The organism is Caballeronia sp. LZ001, assembly GCF_031450875.1.
Taxonomy (GTDB): Bacteria; Pseudomonadota; Gammaproteobacteria; order Burkholderiales; family Burkholderiaceae; genus Caballeronia.
Genome location: NZ_JARTVX010000004.1, coordinates 2194785 through 2214316 on the forward strand (window position 1 = coordinate 2194785; position 19532 = coordinate 2214316).

Here is a 19532-nt window from a genome sequence, read left to right on the forward strand (position 1 = left end):
CAGAGCACTGTGACGCCTTCTTACGTTGAAGCTGCGTTCGAATCGCCGATTCTTTTCTAGAGCAGTTTTTATTTTCTCGTTGATGACTTATAAATCACGGCACTGCGACGGCCTACTTTGGCCCAAATCAAACGATCCCGACGCTTTCATGGGGCTCGAATCGCTAAATAGTCTTTGCGCGCAGGCTTGGGTTGACGCCCAAACATGTCGCACCGAGGTGTCGTTCGGCGAGACAGCAGACGCCCTCGCACTCGCGGCGCGCCTCGAACGGGCATATACGTCGCAGGACCGGATGGTGATGTGCACGCGTCATGGCGACTGGGCATACAACACCTGGCAAGACAATGAGTATCCCCTAGGTATCTTAAGACGCACTGCCTGGCATGCATGGCTCGCTGGTGAACCGGATTGGGAAACAGTTTTGGATGTTGGCGCGATTGACCTGAACGTGTCCGATATAGAAGACATCCATTGGACGCTGGCTAGCTACGCTTTATTGCACCCCGACCACAACCGCGCCTTGATCAAGTTCTCTCGTGGCGGGTCCGACGCGTGCGTAGTACGCGAATTCGATGTTGAAGCAAAGCGTTTCATAGACGACGGCTTCAATGTTCCCAACGTCGGGAAACATTTCATTTCATGGATCAGTTGCGACGCTGTCTACGTAAGTTGGGATGACAGCCTCGTTGACACAGAAGACGCGGTCACAACTTCAGGCTTACCGCGACAATCGCGTCTCTGGACCCGCGGTACGCGTCTCGCCGATGCACCCGTCGCGTTTGAAGGCGCAAAAAGCGATATGGTTGCGGTTGCCTTCTATGACCCGGCTGCGAAGTTGCGTTTTGCATTTCGCAACTTGACGTTCTACGAAACGCTGCACTATTGGCTTGACGAAACAACAGGTTGCTGGAGGCAGTATGACCTGCCGGCACACGCTGAAATCGATCATTGGAACCGCTGGCTTATCGTCACGCTGCGCAAACAATGGACCGTTAACGAGAAGCGCCATGATGCGGGTTCGCTGCTCGTCATCCTCCGAGACACTTTCCTTGCCGGAGGGCGAGACTTTACAGAGCTATTCGCACCGTCCGATCGCAGAGTGCTCGCCGGAATCGATCATACAAAACATTGGCTCGTCGTCTCCCAAAAGGACGATGGTAGGCCGCACATAACGTTGATGCGCCCGACAGTCGACTGCAACGCTTCGTGGGAATGGCGCGATTTTCCCATACCAGAAGCGGGTCAGATGTCCGTGCGCGCAGTCGACGGCAAGCGGGACGATACGGTCTTAATTCAAGTCGAACATTTTTTGACACCTCCTACGCTCTACTATGCCGACCTCGCCAACAACGCGCCGTGCCAACTGCTAGCGCAGTCGCCCGCCCGGTTCAACGCGAACGGAATGTCAGCCGTGCGCCATCATGCTATTGCGCCGGACGGCGAACGCATCCCGTACTGGCTGATCGGCCACAATGTTGAAACATACACCGCTGCCCGCCCTTGCCTGCTTTATGGCTACGGCGGCTTCGAAATCGCACTCGATCCGCATTACGATGCGACGACAGGCATCGCGTGGCTTGAGCGCGGCGGCTTGTATGCGGTCGCCAACATTCGCGGCGGCGGCGAGTTTGGACCAGCCTGGCATCAGGCGGCGTTGCGCAAGAACCGACAAGTAGCATTCGACGATTTCATTGCGGTCGCGCAGGAGCTGATTCACTCGAATGTCACGTCGCCGAAGCAGCTCGCGATTCGCGGCGCCAGTAACGGCGGCCTACTGGTGGCGGCATGCATGGTGCAGCGACCCGATCTATTCGGTGCTGTGCTGTCGGAAATGCCGGTACTCGACATGACGCGGTTTCACTTGCTACTGCAAGGCACATTGTGGATTGACGAATATGGGGACCCCAATAAAAATGACGACCTCAGCAATTTGTTGTCGTATTCGCCCTATCAAAATGTGAAAGCTGATGTCACATACCCTCCGGCACTCTTCACGTCATCTACGAGCGATGACCGCGTGCATCCGGCTCATGCGCGTAAGATGGTGGCAAAGATGCAGGCGCAAGGGCACAGCAACGTTTGGTATCGAGAAGTGGATGAAGGAGGACACGGCGCGGGAGTGACACCTGTACAGATCGCGCGCAGTGAAGCGATCAACTTTGAATTTTTTCGCAAAACGATTGGGCTTCTTGACGGGTGATTCCCACGCAGCGCGGAGCCGTCCGCAAACAGGTTCTGGTGAGAGTCAATACTTTCCTGCCCGACGGTCCCTTTCGACCTAGTTACCGTGGTCTAGCAGAGGCAGTACAGACGGTCACAACAATCGTCACTTCGAGGGAAAGGAGTCTTGCGGTGGCCGACGAGACTCGCTTCCTGCCGTAGCGCGCAGACATAGCGTTGCAAATATTAACTGTTGCGCGAGCGCTATGCTCGGCGTCATCTCCCATTTTGAAACGAGTTGCTGCAACTTCTAGTGATAGCTCGGCATGCGCACCGGTTTCAACGCCAATGACGCCGACAGCTCCCATAAGAAGTCTGCTGTAACGCTGAGAGATATGACGATTTTAGGGCCTTGGGGCTGGGCCATACGAAGCTTTCTCAGCTTCCCATCCGACAGTTCGACATTAACGGGTTGCAGTCCTACGATGACGCATTGGCGCCCTCGGCCGTCTCAATGACAAGTCCGAGAAGCGTCTGATTGATGTTGTCGCCTTCATCGCGTAGCTTAGTTCCTTTAACTCGCAACAATATAGGCATGACAACCGACGATCTCATAACTACCATCTTGGCGTGGCTGATTCTCGGGCATGTGCCCGGCCATAACACCGGCTATGTAGAGCATTCCTTTGAGCAGTGCAGCATGTGCGGTAGCTCTAACCCTCTTGCCATCAACGCCAAGGCGCTGGCGTCGAACGTCATACCTCCTGCACCCCGCGAAAGCGCAAGGTCTTCCGAGCCAACATCCAACTCAATCAGTTCCACACTCTCGTCAAGTGCGGGAATAGCGTTAGTGAGGATTTTTTCTGGGCCAGCGGAGTTGAAGGGAAACATCGAACCATGGACCAAGTTGCAATTTCACGAGTTAGGCAACACCTTGACGATTACGAATCCAACCGACTACCCAGTGAGGATGTCTCCATTCATTGTGCTACTTCCAAGTAGACGGGTAGTCGTACTACCGAAGCCCTACATAAATGCGGGTGAGTCAACGCGCCTAAAAAATACAACTGTCGCCTTACGAACCGAGTTGGTTCTTATTCAACCAGAAACGCGCAAAGGCCTGCCGCATGCGCAATATGCAATGCCGGTAAAGCACACGGATATGAACTGAGAGAACTCTTAGGCGAAATGTCGTCGCCGATTTATGAAGTCTGTTCGAATTGCAGATACACACACTTGCGTCATAAAGCTTACTCGCAAAGTGGGCGCTCCGTGGCCCAACGCTTCACCAGACCGTCAAGATTTTTCACCGTGAGAAGTAATCCATCGTTGTCTTCCGGCGCTCGCCTGTTTGTTCACCGACATCCACCGCGCCGGTCGCGCTCGTTGCATGAAACCAACGAGCGGTCAAAAAAAAAGCCGCACGAGGCGGCTTAAGGAGGGCGTGCTTCGCCCCCAAGGTCGGGGATCACAAACTGCTCCGCAATTGCTTGACCGTTCAGATCAGGCGTGCTGTTGATACAGACGCGGAGCGGAAACTACTTTATGAATATTCTGCTTGCCCGACAATTGGACTCGTACGAATTTGAGCCTTGCCTGACACAAAAATATTCCCACAATCATGTAATTGCTTTGCTGACGCTGAAGTTCGTCGAAGCCTATGCAATTCATTTTTCTCGCGCCAAATCATTACGTCAAATATTCGCCGTATCAAGAAGCGCCCGTTGGAAGCTCGCGCCCGCGGTCCCGGTCGGAACATCTGCCCGCAATCACGCCCTGTTTGTGAAGCGCGCAGATGTATCGCTGGAGGTATTCGGCTTTTCTACGGGCGTCGTTGTCCGCATCGTCAACTATTCCGAAAAGAGCTGTTCCAACCGCTGGTGATAACTCGGCGTAGCGACGCGTTCCATCGCCCACGCCGCCGGCGGCAGTGCTTGGATTTGCGGCACTGCTACGGCGTTCTGCGTCCGCGATTGCGATGCGCAACCGACGAGTGCCGTCAGCAACAGCATCGCGATTTTTGGCGTAATCATCTTCATGAGATGCAAGCTCCTTAGAGAAACGTTCGTCGAGTGCTGCGATTTGCGCGGCCGCTTCGTTATGCGCGGCGATCGACTCGCGTGCGGCCTTGGCCGCAGCATCAGATACCGCACTGAGCTTTTGCGCATTCGCTTCGTTATCGCGCGCATGCGCAGCCTGCTCGAAAACGAGTTGAGCGTTGTCCAACGCGTGCATCGACGTCGCACCGATCACGACGCCAAAGACCAAACGGAGAGCTACGTCGCTGAAAGTTGAGGACACGAGTCCTTTCCTCGCTTTAGAAATTCAATGCGAATCGACTGACGGGCTCCAACCGAGAAGCTCGCGTCAGTGAAGTTCAAGCGATAGCTGCATCCGCCGATCGACTCGGCAATCAGCGGCTACATCATGCGTTTTCCGTGTGCGACGCGCCAGCTATTGCGTCGATATCGAAAGGTAAGGCTGTATCGTCACGACAAACTGGCACCTGCCAGGCACGCTCCACAGCTTCCAGCCAAAATTCACGCGCGACGCCCACGCTCTCCAACGCTTTACGGCATAAAACTGCCACGCGGTTGTACCGTCAAGATTTTCCGCCACCGCGAAGTACCATCCCGTACGCGGCGGAGCAACGTTCATCGGCAGCGTGCCGAACGTGGACAGAGTCGCGTCTTCTGTCGCGGTGAACCCAAGAACTTCGAGGTCGAACCCGTAAGAAGGATTGCGCCACAGCCAGACAACCCGGTTAACATACTGCCGCCAGCCCCGTTGTGGCCCGGGAAAGGGTGCAACGTCTTTCTTAAAATTTTCGTCGCCGTCTAAAGAGTTATCGGGTGTCTGGAACCATCGCAACCAACGCGGCAAAGTATTACTACCGAGGGCAAATAACGGTAGAACGGGTGCCATAAGGCACGCTATTGATACAACGCACAGGCTGACGAACGCAAGACCCAGCCAGCGCATGATCATCAAAGCAATACTGCGCGCCTCGCCGGTGTAATCGGCGGGAGGTCTAGGCATCCTCGACGTTGGTATGCCTCGCCGCAACGTTCGCGCTATCGACCGTATTCGATTCAGACTCCTCATTCACAGCTCCTTTTCACAAAGTGCACGCTCCTCAGCGCGCCGTTTTACAAGACCAGGAAGCACCTGGCCTCTTGAACTCACCCATTGAGCGCGCCCGTCGTCTGATTCATTCATCGCCCGGCAAGCGCCCCTCCAGTCACGCTCATTGAATCGTTTCGCGGTGGTGCTTTTGCAGTAGGCTGTGCCGCCTATGTTGTAGGCAAAGCTGACCGCGGCCGCGAGTTGATTCGGATGGTCCTTCAATTCCGGCGTACACCGAAGCACAATATCGGCATGCCTCATGAGTTGGCGGTTCAACGACTCCCAGCACTCGGCCGAACTGTACGACTGACCGACAACGACATCGTGCGTGTCGCCGCTGCATTTCGTCGCAACGCCCACCGGATCGAGGTAACCGCGATGCACCACCCCTTCAAAGCGAGGCACGATGCAATACAACGTAGTCGCAGCTACGGTGCCGACTATGCCCGCGAGCGCTGCTTTCCCAAGGTTGGCCATTTAAGAGTCTCCAGAAGCAACAAAGCCCCGGCTTTCGATGGCAAACGGGGCTTTGCTCAGATTTTGGCGGATCAGACGTGAGCCGACTCGCGTTCGCGCGCGCGTTGATCGCGCCGGTCTTTTCTCCAGGCGAACACGAAACTCGCGCCAATATAGGCAAGCGTCGCCACCGCGACCCACCAGTTAATATCGTGACTACTCAGCCATAACCAGAAGTTGCCACCAACGACGGGCATCGCTTTTGCAACGCTTATAGTTAGGTCATCTTTCATTGCATCTCCGCTAATTACCGCTTGTGTCGTCTGCCTGCTTAGTCTGCGATCCGTTTCGCGCAGACGCGCTTTCTCTGCAGCGGCGTTAGCCGCTTCATTCGTGCGCTTCAGTGGACGAAAAAAAAAGCCGCACAAGGCGGCTTAAAGAGGGCTTGAAAATGGCCCCCAGGGTCGAGGATCACAAACTACTCCGCAATCGCTCGTCCAGTCGGACAAGCAACGCCGTTACCAATCGGTGCGGAGCGGTACTACTGTAAAAGCATCCTGCTCCTTGAACAATATGACGCGTACGAATTCTGAGGTCGCAACGCCACGCGGCAGATAGCCGACCGACGTCCCGTGCAATAGCTTTATTATCGCTGGGTCCGGTTCAAGCACGCAGCACGCAGGTTTGTACCCGCCAAATCCGCACCGCGAAGCTTCGCATTTTCCAGCCGCGCTCCATCCAGGTCAGCGCCGCTTAGGTCGGCTCCGCGCAAGTCAGCTTCGGACAGGTCCGCGCTGCGCAGACAAGCTCCGCTCAGATTCGCGCCCTCAAGCGCAGCTCGCACAAGAATCGCACCCCGCAAATCAGCCCCACGCAGGTCCGCGCATGTGAGCTTTGCTCCAGTGAAGTCGACATCGCAAAGCGCGGTGTTCGCGAGCTTCACATTCACGAGCGGCGCGCTGCCCCGATGCTCGCCGCCAAGATCTGCGTGACTTAGATTCCTGTTCGCAGCTTGACTGAGATCGTCAGCAAGATTGTCGCTCTGCGTGGTCAGTATCACCGCACCGGTATGGCGGTTCTTGATCTCAGTACCACGCTTCCACGACGTGTCGCTGCGAATTGCGCCGTCGAGGTTCGCGCCCTCAAGCATCGCGCCGCTCAGGTTGCAATCGCGCAAATCAGCCCCTTTCAAGTCAGCTCCGTACAAGTTAGCGCCTGTTAAATCCGCACCGCGCAATACAGCCCCAGCCATCTTGGCATTGACCAAATTAGCGCCGCACAGAACGGCACCGCTCAATTGCGCGCCAACGAGCACTGCCTCCTCTAGATCGGCACTGCGCATATCGGCTTTTTCAATCGTAGCTCGTTCCAGATTCGCCCCCACCAGATTTGCGTCGGCCAGGCGCGCTGCGCTCAACTGCGAATCTGATAGCGGAGCGCCACTAAATATTGTTGTTCTACCCAGGTCGATATGGCTGAGATCACGCTTTTTGGAAACAGCCTCACGCAGCGAATCTCGGAATTTATCGTCGGTTTGCGTGAGGATCAGTTTGCCCGTTCGGCGATTCTTATAGTCGAAACCTTTGTTCCAAGGTAGAAGTCCCCACCTGGTCTCGTTCGCTTGCATCCGCGTCAATCCTTTTCGTATCGCATGCCAGGCCCGGCTTCACTCGGAAACCAGGCGCTTGAATGAGGGCTATTGAAGTCGCCAGATGGAGAGGGGATCGCATAGATCGCCCGGACCCAGCAATATCCTGAACGGCGCTCGGCTACCCGCATCCGTGCGGAGCCAATTTCGCCGTATAGGTTGCCCCTGGCGTCAGTGAACTTGTCCGTCTCACCTAGGCGAATCTCAACACGCCATTGCAGTGTGTTCGTTGCGCCTTCGAGCTCGCAGTCGATCATCAACGCTCTACGATCACGGCCCAGGCGCAGATCCTTGATTGAGACCAATCCATTGAGCGTCCGGCTCACCTCAGCCACCTCCGATAAGAGACCGTCCCACACCTCGGCCTGAACGCGCACTTTGTAGTTGCCGGGCTTTAAGTCGTGCACGACCCACTCGCACTTCATGTTTGCAAGCCGCTCTTTCTTTACTTCGTGACCCGGCTCATGCCATTCAATCAGATACTGCTTGGCGCTAGCCACCGCGCCCCACGATATCTTGGCCGACATTCTGGCACCGTAGTCCGCGAGTGCTTCAATGCGTAGCGCGCTTGGCGCGGCAATCGGCACGTAAGCTTGATCGGTCTTGTCAGTCGACGCCGCATTGTCGACGAGCGCGAACTTTTCTGGCGCATGCCGCGTCGCCGTGATCGTGAAAGACGTTCCGTCATGCGATTCAGATACGCTGACCACGCGATACAACTGCCGTACCTCGGCTGCCGGTTGAATCGTCCATGCGGCACCACAAACCGGCGTCTGCAAAAGTGGCCTGCAAGGTGTGACCTCCGCGCCGTGCGCACTCTCAATTTCCACGCGCTGAATCTGCGCATCCGGCAGCATCAACGTGAGATAGTCCCCGCAAAGCGCTTGCACCTCGCGGTCCAGGATCACATGGCCTGTCTCGCTCACCGCCTTGACACGCCCACCGGCCGAACGCTGCGAGCGCAACGGATCGGCAATCTCTATAACCTGTCCGGGAAGTGCAAGCGCCCCATCGAGCCCGACGCCGAATGTCACCGTATCGGTCTCTAGGCGCGATGTATGGAGCAACCAATGGCCTGCGCGTTGCGCCTGTGATCGGCTGGTGCAGCCAAAGGCGGTGATCTCAGCGGTGTTATACCCGTACAGCGCAATACCGTCGGCATCTTCAACGCTCTCGACGGCGCGCTGAAACCCATTGTTCGGGTCACACCACGTCACCATCACGGCCGTGTAGCGTGACTTCAGCGCGCTCCCGGCGTACCTGAACACCCCTTCCACTACATTGCTCGGGTTGTAGATGTATGCCGGGTCGCACGGCATGTCCGCCGACGTCAGCACACTGCCCGCGCACCAATAAGCAATCCCCCGAAATATGCTCGCAAGCTGTTGCAGCAAAGCGAAGGCGTGCGTGCGTGATGTGATATAGCAGTTGCACGTGAAGCGCGGCTCTGTGCCGCCACCACTACTTGGAACCTTCTCGTCGCAGTATTTTGCGATGGCATACAACGCATACCGGTCTACGCACGACTCGTTCACCCAGGCACCGGCGCCGTACCGCCGATTGAGCAGAAGATCCCTAAAAATCCAGGCCGGATTGTCGGTCCAAGCTCGCTTGAATTTCCCGGTCCACGTGCCCTTGTACTCGCGACCGGCCTGATCGTAATTGTCCGGTACCTCAACCAGCAATCCCTTCACGTCGTACGAGCGAACAGGTACCCGGTCAAATTTCTGCGAGCTGATTTGCATCGCCACCAGCGCGCTGCCGGGGTATTTAAACTTTCCGGTGCGGCGCTTGGTGTAGCTAAGCACGTGCGCTGTGCCATGCTTTTTACCCGCATTCTCACCCTGGTCAATGACGTCTGTCCGGGAGATTTTCAAGACGAATCGCGCCCCCGCAGCCAAATGCACGGGAAAGGTAAAGGTCTTGCAATAAACCTGACAGACGCCGGTGATTTTCCAGGACTCGGTCTTCGGCGGAGGCTTGTCCTTCAACCCGGTGATTTCCCAGGACTCGGTCTTCGGCGGAAGCTCGTCCTTCGACAGTGTTCTATAGGATGGTTCGAACTGCAGCTCGACCGTCGCGTTGGTGTGCCCCTTGTTCGAATCCCACCACAGATTGCTCACTTGGACAGTAACATCCACCTCACTCACGTCCGGCTCGGAGACCTCGATCGAACAAGGCGTGAAATGCGTCACCTTGATCTTCCCACCGCTCTCCTCTTTGTCAACCAGACGACGCTGCAGCTCGTGACCGACTTGCACCTCACTTGAGGCCGCCGTCACCCAGTCAATGGCGTCTTGCTGAATCCCTCCCTTACGGGTCTCAAACTGCTCAACCTGGAAATTACGGCTTCCATCATTGTTTTCGACCGGCACGCCGTCCAAATAAACCGAGCGAAGCTTAACTTGATCTGCTTCTGCTAAACCGGAAATTTCCCCCTCGGAAATCAGGTCAACCGTCGTGCAACACAGGCGGCTCTTAATAGGCGTCTTGCTTTGCTCCGCAAGACTGCTGCTCGCTTGCGATAATGAATCTTGCCCGGGCTGCTCTTGCACGGCGCTCACATGCGCTTCGACGGCTAGCATGCTGGCGCTGATCACGGTCGAACCCACGCGCATACGGCCATAGAGCAACGGTACGGGCCCGCCCTGAGCGACCACATTTTGGATACCTGGCATCCCATGCTGGTTTGCCGTAGGCGGTGTAGGCGTTTGTGGCGAGAGCATTTGCGCGATTCCGCCAAGCGCCAACGATCCTCCCATGAGCATCATGTCGATGCCGAACTTGTTGCCTGGAATCAGCCACATCGACGCAGCGCCTGCCGCGGCAAGCGCCACGCCCGCAATCGTCTGGAAGATCCCGCCCGCCTTACTTCCTGCAAGCACCGGTGCGATACGAATCGGCTCGCCGCCAGACGGCCAGCCAAGCTGCGTCTCTGTCACGTTGCGCTGTCCGACGAACACCGCATAGCGCACGCCTTGTTCCCCGCTCTTGCAGAGCTCGCGCCAGAAGCCCGGAATCATGGCACCGAGGGCACCGATCGCTTCGCGAGGAGAACGCACGATATAGGCGTGGTCGCGACCGAACTTGGCCCCCAGACTCCCATAGAGCCTGATTGGGCGCACTACATCTTCCAATTGAGCGTCTCCCGATGACGCAGCACATGCGTCACGTGTTTGCGGTAACGGGGCAGCGGCTCACGTCGCGAGAGCTGACCCCAAAGGTGGTGCAATATCTCGTCGTTCCCAAGATAGACTGCGGCGTGGTTGGGCACGCCGTATCGGCTCGCAATTGCCATAAGTAAGACGTCGCCCGTATGCAAGCTTGCACTGAGCTCTATGTTCGCGAAGCCCGCCGCTTCGTAGTTGTCCAGGTACAGCGAGCGGGCGGGATCGATCCACCACTTCCCGGAGCGTTCGAAGTCCGGCAGATCCAGCCCGAGTGCTGCGCGGTAATAACGTCGCACGACGCCATAACAATCATGTGTGCCGTGTACGAAGCGCGCACCGAGGAGCGGCGCGGTGGCAGTCGCTTGAGCGATTGCTTGCGCCGTAAATTGGTGAAGGCGGCCTGCCTGAGCGGCGCCGCCCTCGCCGCGTTCAACGCTTTGGATGAGCCACACCGGAGCGCCTGACGTCCCACATGCAAACAGGTCATCAAGGCTTGGCAGAGCACTCGCATCAGGATGCGAATGAACGATGGCCTGCACGGACCCCACATCTTCTGCGCAAGCATAGTCGGCCGCTGAAATGGAAAAGTGCTCGGATGGGTGATGAGAAGCGTTGGCGCACGGCAGGTAAGCGCCGTTCACGATTAGCCCGCACGATTCGTTCGGATAACACGCGAGCGCGTGCTTCTGAATCGCCGCACGCGTCCGATCGGCAAGCATCACTTATCCGCCGCGCGTGAGCGTGCCATCCGCGCCTGCCGCCGGAAAGCCACCAAAAGGCAGCGGCACGTCCTTGAAGCGCTTTCGGCAGCACGACAATCGCCCACCGCACCTATCCTCTTCCGGATTGTCCGTCTTAATGTTGTTGCGCGTGAAGTAATCCGTTCCGCGATAACCGCATTCAGCACCGCGGTACTCCCATTGACACACCGCACTGATAATCTGGCGTGCAGGCAGTTTGCGCCCCGACAGATCCAAGGGTGAACTCAAAGAGAATTCGACCACCGCCGCCGTTTCAAGCGTCTTTTGCTCAATTAGCCACACCTCGACGGGCATCTCGGCATGCGGGTCGGCTTGCGCGCTATCGTCAAGATACTGCGCAAGCGTTCTGCGCCGTCGCACCGGCGCGCCCACAAGATCGGCAAATCGCTCACATAGTCTGGAAATCGCGCCGTCGAGATTGGCGACGCTCAGCGTAGGCGTGGGTTGTGCGGCGTCCCCCGTTCGTCCGAAGCCCATAATCTGCACGGGAAATGCGTGGTACTCCTGTCCTTGCCATTTGATCACGCCGCCGTTCTGATGCGCGTGAAACCGCAGAACTTCACCGCCTCGGCTTGTCAGATCGAGCTCGAATAAATTGATCAGCGCACCCGGCTCCAGTCGCTGCACATCCGCACGTGCCGCATTGATCACTTCACTCATGCGTCAAAGACCTCCTTGAATGTCACACTCAATGCGTAAAGATCGCCGCCGAGCGCGCGCGTTTGCACGCCCTGCTGAGCGTCGAGTCGGAACAGACCGCGCGTGCGTAATGGCGGTGTCCAGTAAAAGGCTTCGGTACCGCGCGTGGCATCAAGAAACGCGCGGATTGCGCCGATTTCTTGCCCATCACCAACAAACCGTAACGGCCACGACTCGGTAACGTTGCGCGCGCCGTCCGCCACGACCTGGCTATAGCCGTCGCCAAACTGCACCGCACGCACTCGAAAGTGCGTGGTTCCCTCCGCATCAACAGAAGGTGACCAGGTAAAGGTGCGATGCGTAGCTGATATGCTCACGCAAGCAACCCCTGCGACATCAAATAACCGACTCCGCCCTGCCCGCCCATCTTGCGGGCGATTCTCTGATCCACAAATGCGCGCACCATCTCCTGCAACTCACGTGCGTCCTGTTCGCCCAAGCCCGCACCTGCGTGATGGTGGACCTCCAGATGAACTTGCGCGCCCGCTGATCGTGGGGCCGCTGCAGCCGTTGCGCCCACGACGCCGCTGGAAGCGAAATGCGTAGCGTGGTTCGAATTGATCGCGTCAAGCAGCGCATGATGCTGGCGAGCCGAAGCGGCGTTCACCACGTACTCGCCGTTGGACAACATCGCAGGAATGCTGTCGCTCGTGCCCGTGCCTGGCCCGGAAATGGATCCGCCCTGCGCGTGATGGGGCAGCAGCTTCAGAAGCTGCGCAATCACCCCCGTGGTCGGTGAGCGATCCATGAGACTTGCAATCACGCCCCCCATTGCCTGGTGCAATGCAAGCTTCGAGAGATCGGCGAGCGCGCTGGCGACAAACTCTCTCACACCGAGCTTGCCCGTCGTCACGAACTTCGCCACCGCGTCTTCCATCCGGCTCATGACATTGACCATCGCCTGTCTCGCGGTCTCAGCCCTGTCGAGCGTGTCTTTATAAAAATCAGCGACGCCATTGCCTAAGCCCGCCGCCCAATCGTCACGCAGGCGCTTGAGCGTCGCAAAGTGTTCGGTGTGCATCGCGGTGGAAAGATCAAGATTTGCCTTGATTTGCTCAACTGCTTTGCGATACGCGTCACTGCCGAGCAACTCGGCGGGTGTCGTCTGCTTGAGCGCATCGAGCGCATGCTGATAATGGCGCACAATCTCGGTCATATCCGCCCGCGCTTGCCGACGCAAAGGATCGACCTGGCCGCCGCCCGCGCGCTCATCGAGCACGCGTGCATAGCGCTCCTTTTGGCCCTGCTGATATTCAATCAAATTCGCGTGCGTCCGATCTGCGCGCTGCGCGAGCTTCGCCTGTGCCTCCCGCAGCGTGTTTGCCTTCTCCAGCGCCACGTTGTGCTCAAGCGCAAACCGGATTTGCTTCTCCGAATGAAGCAGGCTCCTATCGTCAGCGCTCGCAACATGCTGCTTGGCAGCAGCCACCCTCTCGTTGAACTGCGCGAGTTCCTTCTGCGCGTTCGTGAGTTTGTCCGTTGTATGCGATTGCGCATCGAGCACAGCGCCCTGCTCTCGGATACGCTCCAGATACTGTGCCGCGGCATCGACTTGAGACGCATGCAGTTTTCGGTCGTGCGGCCGGTAACGGTCTTCATTATGCGCAAGCATTTTTTGGCGCTCTGCATCGAGCGCCTTGAGCTCTTCGCGAGTCTTGCCCGCTGCCTGGCCCGCTCTTTTCAGCGTATCGAAATACGCGTTGGTCTCCTTGTTCGCGTCGGCAAGCTGCTCCTGCCGCGAGCGCGCCGATTTCATGTACTCGGCATGATGATCCATCATCGCCTTGAACGTCTCAACGCTCTTTTGATGCGGATCGTTTTTTTCACTCGCGTTAAGCAATGTCTGCTGCAACTGCTCAAGCGCTTTGATCTTCTTGTCGAACGCCTCCGTGTTCATCCCGCCGGGATTTAACTCGGGATCGAGCAGCGCCGAGCGCGCCGCTGCCAGCTCGTCCTGCGCCTTTTGCAAAGCGTCGCCTTTGCCCGTCATGGCTCGCCAGAAACGGTCCCACTTCTGGCCGAGCGTTTCATAGCTTTGCGCCATCTCGCGGTTGTCGGACGCCACTGCCTGGCGTGCCCTCGCGCTTGCCGCCTGCACGAACGCCGCCCAAGCTCCTGCCTTGTCACCCGACAACTCAAGGATGCGAATATGGTCGATCTGCGCTTGTCCAAGATCGTGATGGTCCTCGCGCCACTTGCGCGCAGCGTCCGCTGCATGACCGTACGATTGCAGAAACTGGCGGGCGACCTCCTCGACCGCCTGGCCCGAAACTTTTGCGTAGGCCGCAACGCTCTCACCCGCGTGCTGCATATCCGCTCCGGCCACATGCCCCGAACTGGCCAGCGCCATCAGCGCATCGCGCGCCTCGCTGACCGAGACGCCCACGCGACGAGAGATAATGTCGGAATACGCCTGCAACTTGCCCTGCGTGAGCGCTGCATAGTTGCCCGTGAGCAGCATTGCGCGATCAAGCTTTTCCTGCTGCTCGGTCAACGAATGAATCGCATGATAGGCAGCATAGCCGCTTGCGCCCAGCGCGCCGAGCGCTACGCCCGCCGGCCCGCACAACATCGGCAACACATCGATGCGCTCGGCCAGCACCATGAGCGAACCCATGAAGTTTTTCCAGCTGCCCTGCATCGCCTCGTGACCCAGCACAAAGAGCTCGCGTCGAGCCGCTACCGAGCCTGCGCCTAAGTGATGCATCGCTTTGGACGCCGCCTCGGCTTTTGCAATCAAAGGCTCCGCAGACTCGGCAATGCCGAGATTTGCCGCTCTCAATCGCATCAGATCAAAGCGCGTCTTACCTGCTGTATCCGCAACCTTCTCGAATCCCCTCACAGCAGCGCTTACCTGCCGTGCCGTCGCGGCACTGCCCGACCTCGCCGCTTCCTCAAGCGCGCGGGCCGTAATAGCGCTGCTTGCCGCCATCTGCTGCTGAGACGCCTCATACTTGCTCGCGCTCGCTTGCTGATGCGCCACGAACCCGTTCGCAGCTCGCTTGGTGCGCTCCATGCCTGCTTCGAAACCGCTCGCATCGACACTGACACGCGTGACGACTTCATTTGTCACAGCCGGCCTCCTTTAGCTTCCGCTCGACCACTTCAGCTATTTTCCGAGCTGCTTCAGACTTCTTGGCATCGAAGGCAGGGCGAATGAAGGGTTGCGCAGGCGTGCGCGAACTGCCGAACTCGATCTCTCGAATCGCGCGCGCAAGCGTGCGCTCAGTGAGCTTTACCGCGTTGCGCTTGCCAAGTTCGACGAAGCGCCCGTAAAAGGCATCCTTGCTCCAGGTGATGAGGTAGGAGGCATACTTGCCCGGCACCGACTCTTCCCTATCATAGGCAATCAGCATATGGTCCCGCAGGAAACCGGGGGCGTGCGGCTGACCTCTACGCATCCCCTCTCGGTCACCCACCGGCGCACGCCGTTTGATCTCATCGTGAATGACGCGAGCGCCGGCGACCGCCGCCTGGCGAAGCGTGCTTTCGCTGATCGCCCCGTCGAGCTTGCTCAACATCCCCTTCAACGCCTCCAGATTGTCGACACGAAAGTTTTTACTCACCTTCGATCACCTCACCGTTGCGCACGATCACGCGCTTCATGCCAGAGCGCGCGGCCGCCTCCAGATCGACACCCAACATGCTCGCTACGATCTCATGTGCGCTGCGCTTGCGCGGCTTGAGCGAATCTCGGCTCCATCCCGACCAAGGCGTGAACTGCGCGGCGCTCGCCACCGGCGCGTCTTGAGCACGACTCATGTTGTACAGCAGGCTCATCAAGGCGCCCACCCGCAGATCCTCAATGTGCTCACCCCAAGGCTCGCGCTCATACAGCGCAACCCAGTCCGCGAATTCAGCGCTGGACACCTCGAGCTTGGCGCGCCGCACTGACATGCCCAGCTTCATGGCGATGCGCATCCACATCAATTTCCGCGGGTCGGCCTTCAGTTTTTTGAGGCTTCCTCCTGCGCGTGCTGACCCAAACCATTCAGGCGCATCGCGATCTGCGATAGCTCCTCCAACAGCGGCGTGCGCGCTGCTTGCAGCGTGTCGATATCGTCTTCGCGAAAGGCCGGAACCCCGTTCTCGTCAACAACGGTGGCCGCAATCAGTGCCGCTTCGAAGCCGCTGTTGCCGCCACTGTTCTTTACACTGTCGTACAGCGCGTCGCGCGCTGCGCCCGAAAGCTCGCGAAACCGTATCAAACTGCCACTCAGCGCCTTAACTGGTTCCTCGACAATCAGCGGCTCCAACGCCGCCAGCATTTGTTCTCTTTTCATTGATATCCTTTTCAGCTCTCGCTGTTCATGTGGTACACCGAAGGGACGTGCGGGGAGACTCAATCGATACTTACTTACGGAAGTTGATCTCGATGTCGCCCGTCACCTCAAGGTTGACCGAGCTCGATAGCATCTGGTCGACTTTCGCGGAAATCGGGAAATCTTTCACGTAGGCGTTAAAGTGAATCGACGTTCGCACTTTATCCTTCGAATCGTTTTTTTCATCAGGCAACGTGAGCCTGAAGTTAAGAAGCGTTCCGTCTTTTCTCGCATTGAACAAGTCTTGATGCGATCGCTCTGTCATATTGATGTGCAAGGCAACCGTTACCTGCCCCCAATCTGGCATGCCGCGCCTCTTCTCTCGCCCCTTGCTGTTTAGGCGCGTCACATCAACAAGATTCGCTGAACCCGTGAAACTCGAGATGTCCGTAAAGTTGGCGACTGCGGCAAACTTCTCATCGCCTTCACCATTTTTTTTGTAATCCAATTGCGTACCGAGAGACGGTACTGCGCTTGAGACATCGGCACTGTTGCTACCGTCTGGCGATACTCGCATTTCGTTCATATCTGTACTCCTCTTAAAGCAACAAAAACAATCTCGCGGTTCAATAGATTTGCGCGTCTCGCTACAAATCACTCCAAACGCTCACTTCAACGCGACTACCGAATAGCCGCGTCTCGTGCTCGAAGATGTTCGCAGGCGCGCCTAGCGGTACAGCCCCTACCTCAGGGCAAATCACTGCGCGCACGACTTGTTGCATCAGCGAGGAGCGACCCTCCGGCGTTGCATGCCACACCGCGATCTGCACGCGCGCAAGATACTCGTCGAATGGCCTGCCGCTCAGATCCGCCGCGATTTCGCCCCCCGCCACTTGATACACGATCCAGGGCGGAGGCACGCCTTGCTTGGCGACGTCAGCAAAAACGTGGCCGTCCGCCAGGTTCGCCAAAGCATCGCGAACAATGTCTTCAGCGCTCATCACTCACGCAAATGAGGATGACGTGTTGGCGTCGACGCAAATCGAGGCGCACCGCCTCTATACGCATTGCTTGCCCATCCACAACCACGCGCATGCCTGCACGAATATCCCGTCGATAGCGAATGCGCACACTCGCTCGGACCTCGCTGATGAGTGCATCGGAGGCAATCACCGTCCGACCGCTATCCATGAACACGTCAGCCCATACAGTGTCGACAAGCACCCATTCGATTCCGTTGGCATACTTACTTTGCGTGTCTTGCTGCTCAATGCGCACTCGCCTGTTTAGTTCGCTCGCACGCATTAGACGCCAAGCCCATTGCGGTACGGAAACAACAATTGCTTCGATACCAGGGGCAGTTCTGAAATGCTCGACGAGGTGCCGACAGCGACGTCCTCGCGATAAGCGTACAGCGTGCCGAGAATCAATAAAATCGCCGCGCGTACGGCGTCATTGACCACGATTGGATCATCACCAGCCGTCCCGGCGCGAACGGCCGCAGCCATGTCATCCGCGTTTGCGTAGATCTGTCTATTAAGAAAGTCTGCAGCAGACTGCACCGCTGCGCGCGTGTAGAGCGCGATCAATTGATCAGCTACGCCCGCGTCCTCGCGCAAATGCGCAAGTGCTTGTTCCCTCGTAATGATGGGCGTCGGATCATCCATTCATCGCGCCCTGGCTTTGTTTTGCGGATCAGGCGCCTTCTTGTTTGAAGGGGGCGAAGCGATCTTTCCGCTCCCAACTTCGCCACCACTGTCCAATTCGCGAACAAGGTCATTGGCCTTTAACTCGGCCGCTCGCGCACGGGTAACTTCATACGGGGCGCTAGTAGGATTCTTGAACCCATCCTCGCCGCCATAGGTGCAGATTGGCTGCACCCAAACCTTGTTCGGATCGCTGTAACTGCTCATTGAACTCCCCCCAAAAAGAGAGCCGCATCGAAGGCGGCTCCCTATCTAGATCGCGACGCAGCGTCAGCGTGCTTTCGCCGTGACTTCACCAGTCACGAAGGCTTCAGGACGATAGACCGCCAGCGCGAGTCGTTCTTCCGCGCGCAGCGTTACCATATTTTTAATGAAGTCGTCCTGGTTCTCCGTCGAGATCAGAACTTCGACCTCCATCCGATCGAAGATCTGCGCAGCCATTGCAAATGCCCCGGTCAGAAAGTGGTTTCGCTCCATCGCTTGAGTCTCCACTACCGGAAGATTCCACAGGCGCGGCGCGGTCCCGTTAACCGGGTTGCCGATAAGATAGCGCCCCTGATTATCCTTCATCAACTCGATGGTCGCCCAGTCGATAGGGTTGAGCACGATACCAGTCGACGGAAACTCCGCGAGCACGGCCTGCAACAGCGCGAGTCGGAGGCGATCGATAGCAGTAGAACTCGCGAAGTCCAGAGTAGATTTGAATGCCGAAGCTTGCGGCATGATGCCGAGGATGTTCGAACCCGTGCCATCGCCGCTAAGCAGTTGAGCTTCTTCTGAATACATCAGGCCGTAACGAGCGCGCCCGTCGATGTAGCTTTGGAGCATCGGTGCATCGTCAAGAATTTGCCGCGATGCTTTGAAAACGTGCGCGATCGTGCGGACCGGCTGGTTCTTCAGATCAAACTTAATGTCCGATTGCGGCTTTTGCTTGCCTTCAGCCACCGTCGCTGCAGCATTGGTGAACCCCGTCTCGACGGTGTATTCAATGGAGTTGGCGCTCGTTTGACCGGGCATGAGCAGATCGCGGATTGTCATCGTGCGCTGTCCCGGCGCCACGATGCCGGCCTGACGGTCGGCAACGGTCAGCGAATTTGTCGCACTTGTGCTGGCACCCACGCTCGCCGGGACATTCATGATGTCTTTTCGGTCGATGCGAACACGCACGGATTTGCGCGCGCTACTGTCTATCCCCTTCATCTCTTCCGATTCGGCGACCAGGCGTCCCCAACTCTTAACCTCGACGGGCTCGCGGAGATCTCCGCGTCGCGCAAGCTTTTGCTCCGCCTCAGTCAGCCGCGCTTGCAACTCGCCCTGCTTTAGCAACAGTTCGTCCACCTTTGATTTCGTCTCGGCGCTTACTTCTCCAGCTGACTTCGCCTGCTTCAGCGCTTCTTCGCCGAACTTCTTTACTTCGTCGCCGATGCGCTTCAGTTCGGCGGTGACCTGTTCCATGACCTGCTCGGGATTCGAGCCGGTGTCTTTGCGGCCGTATTCCTTACGACCCAATTCACGGGATTGCGCGGTGCTCATTGTGCGATTCC

General features: G+C 57.6%; 19 protein-coding genes. 1 reads left to right on the top strand and 18 read right to left on the bottom strand.

The window, feature by feature from the left end; all coding sequences use genetic code 11:
- The first annotated feature begins 148 nt into the window (after positions 1 to 148).
- Positions 149 to 2200: a prolyl oligopeptidase family serine peptidase gene (locus P9292_RS21110; protein WP_309853393.1), complete on the top strand. Its 2052-nt coding sequence runs from the start codon at positions 149 to 151 to the stop codon at positions 2198 to 2200.
- Positions 2201 to 3870: 1670 nt separating this feature from the next.
- Here P9292_RS21110 and P9292_RS21115 read toward each other — a convergent pair.
- The 18 genes from P9292_RS21115 to P9292_RS21200 all read right to left on the bottom strand — a co-directional run bounded on the left by P9292_RS21115 (position 3871) and on the right by P9292_RS21200 (position 19521).
- Positions 3871 to 4461, bottom strand: coding sequence for a lysis system i-spanin subunit Rz (locus P9292_RS21115; RefSeq protein ID WP_309961071.1), 591 nt, complete (start codon positions 4459 to 4461; stop codon positions 3871 to 3873).
- Between the two features lie 153 nt (positions 4462 to 4614).
- The gene (locus P9292_RS21120; protein ID WP_309853399.1) at positions 4615 to 5199 is read right to left on the bottom strand and encodes a hypothetical protein; all 585 of its coding nucleotides are present in this window, start codon (positions 5197 to 5199) and stop codon (positions 4615 to 4617) included.
- Between the two features lie 66 nt (positions 5200 to 5265).
- On the bottom strand, positions 5266 to 5763 hold the full coding sequence (locus P9292_RS21125; protein ID WP_309853401.1) for a lysozyme: 498 nt from the start codon (positions 5761 to 5763) through the stop codon (positions 5266 to 5268).
- A 71-nt stretch (positions 5764 to 5834) separates the two neighbouring features.
- Complete coding sequence (locus tag P9292_RS21130) at positions 5835 to 6035, bottom strand: hypothetical protein (RefSeq protein ID WP_309853404.1); 201 nt, start codon at positions 6033 to 6035, stop codon at positions 5835 to 5837.
- A 353-nt stretch (positions 6036 to 6388) separates the two neighbouring features.
- Positions 6389 to 7369, bottom strand: a complete 981-nt coding sequence (locus tag P9292_RS21135; protein ID WP_309961073.1) for a pentapeptide repeat-containing protein — start codon at positions 7367 to 7369, stop codon at positions 6389 to 6391.
- Positions 7370 to 7374: 5 nt separating this feature from the next.
- Positions 7375 to 10527, bottom strand: coding sequence for a phage tail protein (locus P9292_RS21140; RefSeq protein ID WP_309961075.1), 3153 nt, complete (start codon positions 10525 to 10527; stop codon positions 7375 to 7377).
- Entirely contained in the window at positions 10515 to 11279 is a 765-nt protein-coding gene (locus P9292_RS21145) for a C40 family peptidase (protein WP_309851386.1), read from the bottom strand. The genes P9292_RS21140 and P9292_RS21145 overlap by 13 nt, the downstream gene beginning before the upstream one ends.
- Before the next feature lie 3 nt (positions 11280 to 11282).
- Positions 11283 to 11981, bottom strand: a complete 699-nt coding sequence (locus P9292_RS21150; protein ID WP_309958820.1) for a phage minor tail protein L — start codon at positions 11979 to 11981, stop codon at positions 11283 to 11285.
- The gene (locus P9292_RS21155) at positions 11978 to 12337 is read right to left on the bottom strand and encodes a phage tail protein (protein WP_309958821.1); all 360 of its coding nucleotides are present in this window, start codon (positions 12335 to 12337) and stop codon (positions 11978 to 11980) included. Before P9292_RS21155 ends, P9292_RS21150 begins: the two co-directional genes overlap by 4 nt.
- The gene (locus P9292_RS21160; protein ID WP_309961077.1) at positions 12334 to 15093 is read right to left on the bottom strand and encodes a phage tail length tape measure family protein; all 2760 of its coding nucleotides are present in this window, start codon (positions 15091 to 15093) and stop codon (positions 12334 to 12336) included. The genes P9292_RS21155 and P9292_RS21160 overlap by 4 nt, the downstream gene beginning before the upstream one ends.
- The gene (locus tag P9292_RS21165) at positions 15083 to 15586 is read right to left on the bottom strand and encodes an HK97-gp10 family putative phage morphogenesis protein (RefSeq protein ID WP_309961079.1); all 504 of its coding nucleotides are present in this window, start codon (positions 15584 to 15586) and stop codon (positions 15083 to 15085) included. The genes P9292_RS21160 and P9292_RS21165 overlap by 11 nt, the downstream gene beginning before the upstream one ends.
- Positions 15579 to 15947, bottom strand: a complete 369-nt coding sequence (locus P9292_RS21170) for a hypothetical protein (protein ID WP_309958894.1) — start codon at positions 15945 to 15947, stop codon at positions 15579 to 15581. Before P9292_RS21170 ends, P9292_RS21165 begins: the two co-directional genes overlap by 8 nt.
- 20 nt (positions 15948 to 15967) lie before the next feature.
- A complete protein-coding gene (locus P9292_RS21175; RefSeq protein ID WP_309961081.1) occupies positions 15968 to 16303 on the bottom strand; it encodes a hypothetical protein in 336 nt (111 codons plus the stop codon).
- A gap of 70 nt (positions 16304 to 16373) precedes the next feature.
- The gene (locus P9292_RS21180; RefSeq protein WP_309961083.1) at positions 16374 to 16868 is read right to left on the bottom strand and encodes a phage tail tube protein; all 495 of its coding nucleotides are present in this window, start codon (positions 16866 to 16868) and stop codon (positions 16374 to 16376) included.
- Between the two features lie 61 nt (positions 16869 to 16929).
- Positions 16930 to 17283, bottom strand: a complete 354-nt coding sequence (locus P9292_RS21185; RefSeq protein ID WP_309853226.1) for a DUF3168 domain-containing protein — start codon at positions 17281 to 17283, stop codon at positions 16930 to 16932.
- Complete coding sequence (locus P9292_RS21190) at positions 17273 to 17587, bottom strand: phage head closure protein (RefSeq protein ID WP_309853223.1); 315 nt, start codon at positions 17585 to 17587, stop codon at positions 17273 to 17275. The genes P9292_RS21185 and P9292_RS21190 overlap by 11 nt, the downstream gene beginning before the upstream one ends.
- On the bottom strand, positions 17587 to 17949 hold the full coding sequence (locus tag P9292_RS21195; RefSeq protein ID WP_309853221.1) for a head-tail connector protein: 363 nt from the start codon (positions 17947 to 17949) through the stop codon (positions 17587 to 17589). The genes P9292_RS21190 and P9292_RS21195 overlap by 1 nt, the downstream gene beginning before the upstream one ends.
- 309 nt (positions 17950 to 18258) lie before the next feature.
- Positions 18259 to 19521 carry a phage major capsid protein gene (locus tag P9292_RS21200; protein WP_309853218.1) on the bottom strand — a complete coding sequence of 421 codons (1263 nt, stop codon included), beginning with the start codon at positions 19519 to 19521 and terminating at the stop codon, positions 18259 to 18261.
- Positions 19522 to 19532 lie beyond the last annotated feature (11 nt).

What these genes read in the sequence shown, in the direction of transcription:
- P9292_RS21200 (WP_309853218.1), bottom strand. Translation starts at nt 19,521, where the DNA reads ATGAGCACCGCGCAATCCCGTGAATTGGGTCGTAAGGAATACGGCCGC.
- P9292_RS21135 (WP_309961073.1), bottom strand. Translation starts at nt 7,369, where the DNA reads ATGCAAGCGAACGAGACCAGGTGGGGACTTCTACCTTGGAACAAAGGT.
- P9292_RS21175 (WP_309961081.1), bottom strand. Translation starts at nt 16,303, where the DNA reads ATGAAAAGAGAACAAATGCTGGCGGCGTTGGAGCCGCTGATTGTCGAG.
- P9292_RS21185 (WP_309853226.1), bottom strand. Translation starts at nt 17,283, where the DNA reads ATGAGCGCTGAAGACATTGTTCGCGATGCTTTGGCGAACCTGGCGGAC.
- P9292_RS21120 (WP_309853399.1), bottom strand. Translation starts at nt 5,199, where the DNA reads ATGCCTAGACCTCCCGCCGATTACACCGGCGAGGCGCGCAGTATTGCT.
- P9292_RS21180 (WP_309961083.1), bottom strand. Translation starts at nt 16,868, where the DNA reads ATGAACGAAATGCGAGTATCGCCAGACGGTAGCAACAGTGCCGATGTC.
- P9292_RS21170 (WP_309958894.1), bottom strand. Translation starts at nt 15,947, where the DNA reads ATGTGGATGCGCATCGCCATGAAGCTGGGCATGTCAGTGCGGCGCGCC.
- P9292_RS21190 (WP_309853223.1), bottom strand. Translation starts at nt 17,587, where the DNA reads ATGCGTGCGAGCGAACTAAACAGGCGAGTGCGCATTGAGCAGCAAGAC.
- P9292_RS21195 (WP_309853221.1), bottom strand. Translation starts at nt 17,949, where the DNA reads ATGGATGATCCGACGCCCATCATTACGAGGGAACAAGCACTTGCGCAT.
- P9292_RS21130 (WP_309853404.1), bottom strand. Translation starts at nt 6,035, where the DNA reads ATGAAAGATGACCTAACTATAAGCGTTGCAAAAGCGATGCCCGTCGTT.
- P9292_RS21150 (WP_309958820.1), bottom strand. Translation starts at nt 11,981, where the DNA reads ATGAGTGAAGTGATCAATGCGGCACGTGCGGATGTGCAGCGACTGGAG.
- P9292_RS21110 (WP_309853393.1), top strand. Translation starts at nt 149, where the DNA reads ATGGGGCTCGAATCGCTAAATAGTCTTTGCGCGCAGGCTTGGGTTGAC.
- P9292_RS21145 (WP_309851386.1), bottom strand. Translation starts at nt 11,279, where the DNA reads ATGCTTGCCGATCGGACGCGTGCGGCGATTCAGAAGCACGCGCTCGCG.
- P9292_RS21125 (WP_309853401.1), bottom strand. Translation starts at nt 5,763, where the DNA reads ATGGCCAACCTTGGGAAAGCAGCGCTCGCGGGCATAGTCGGCACCGTA.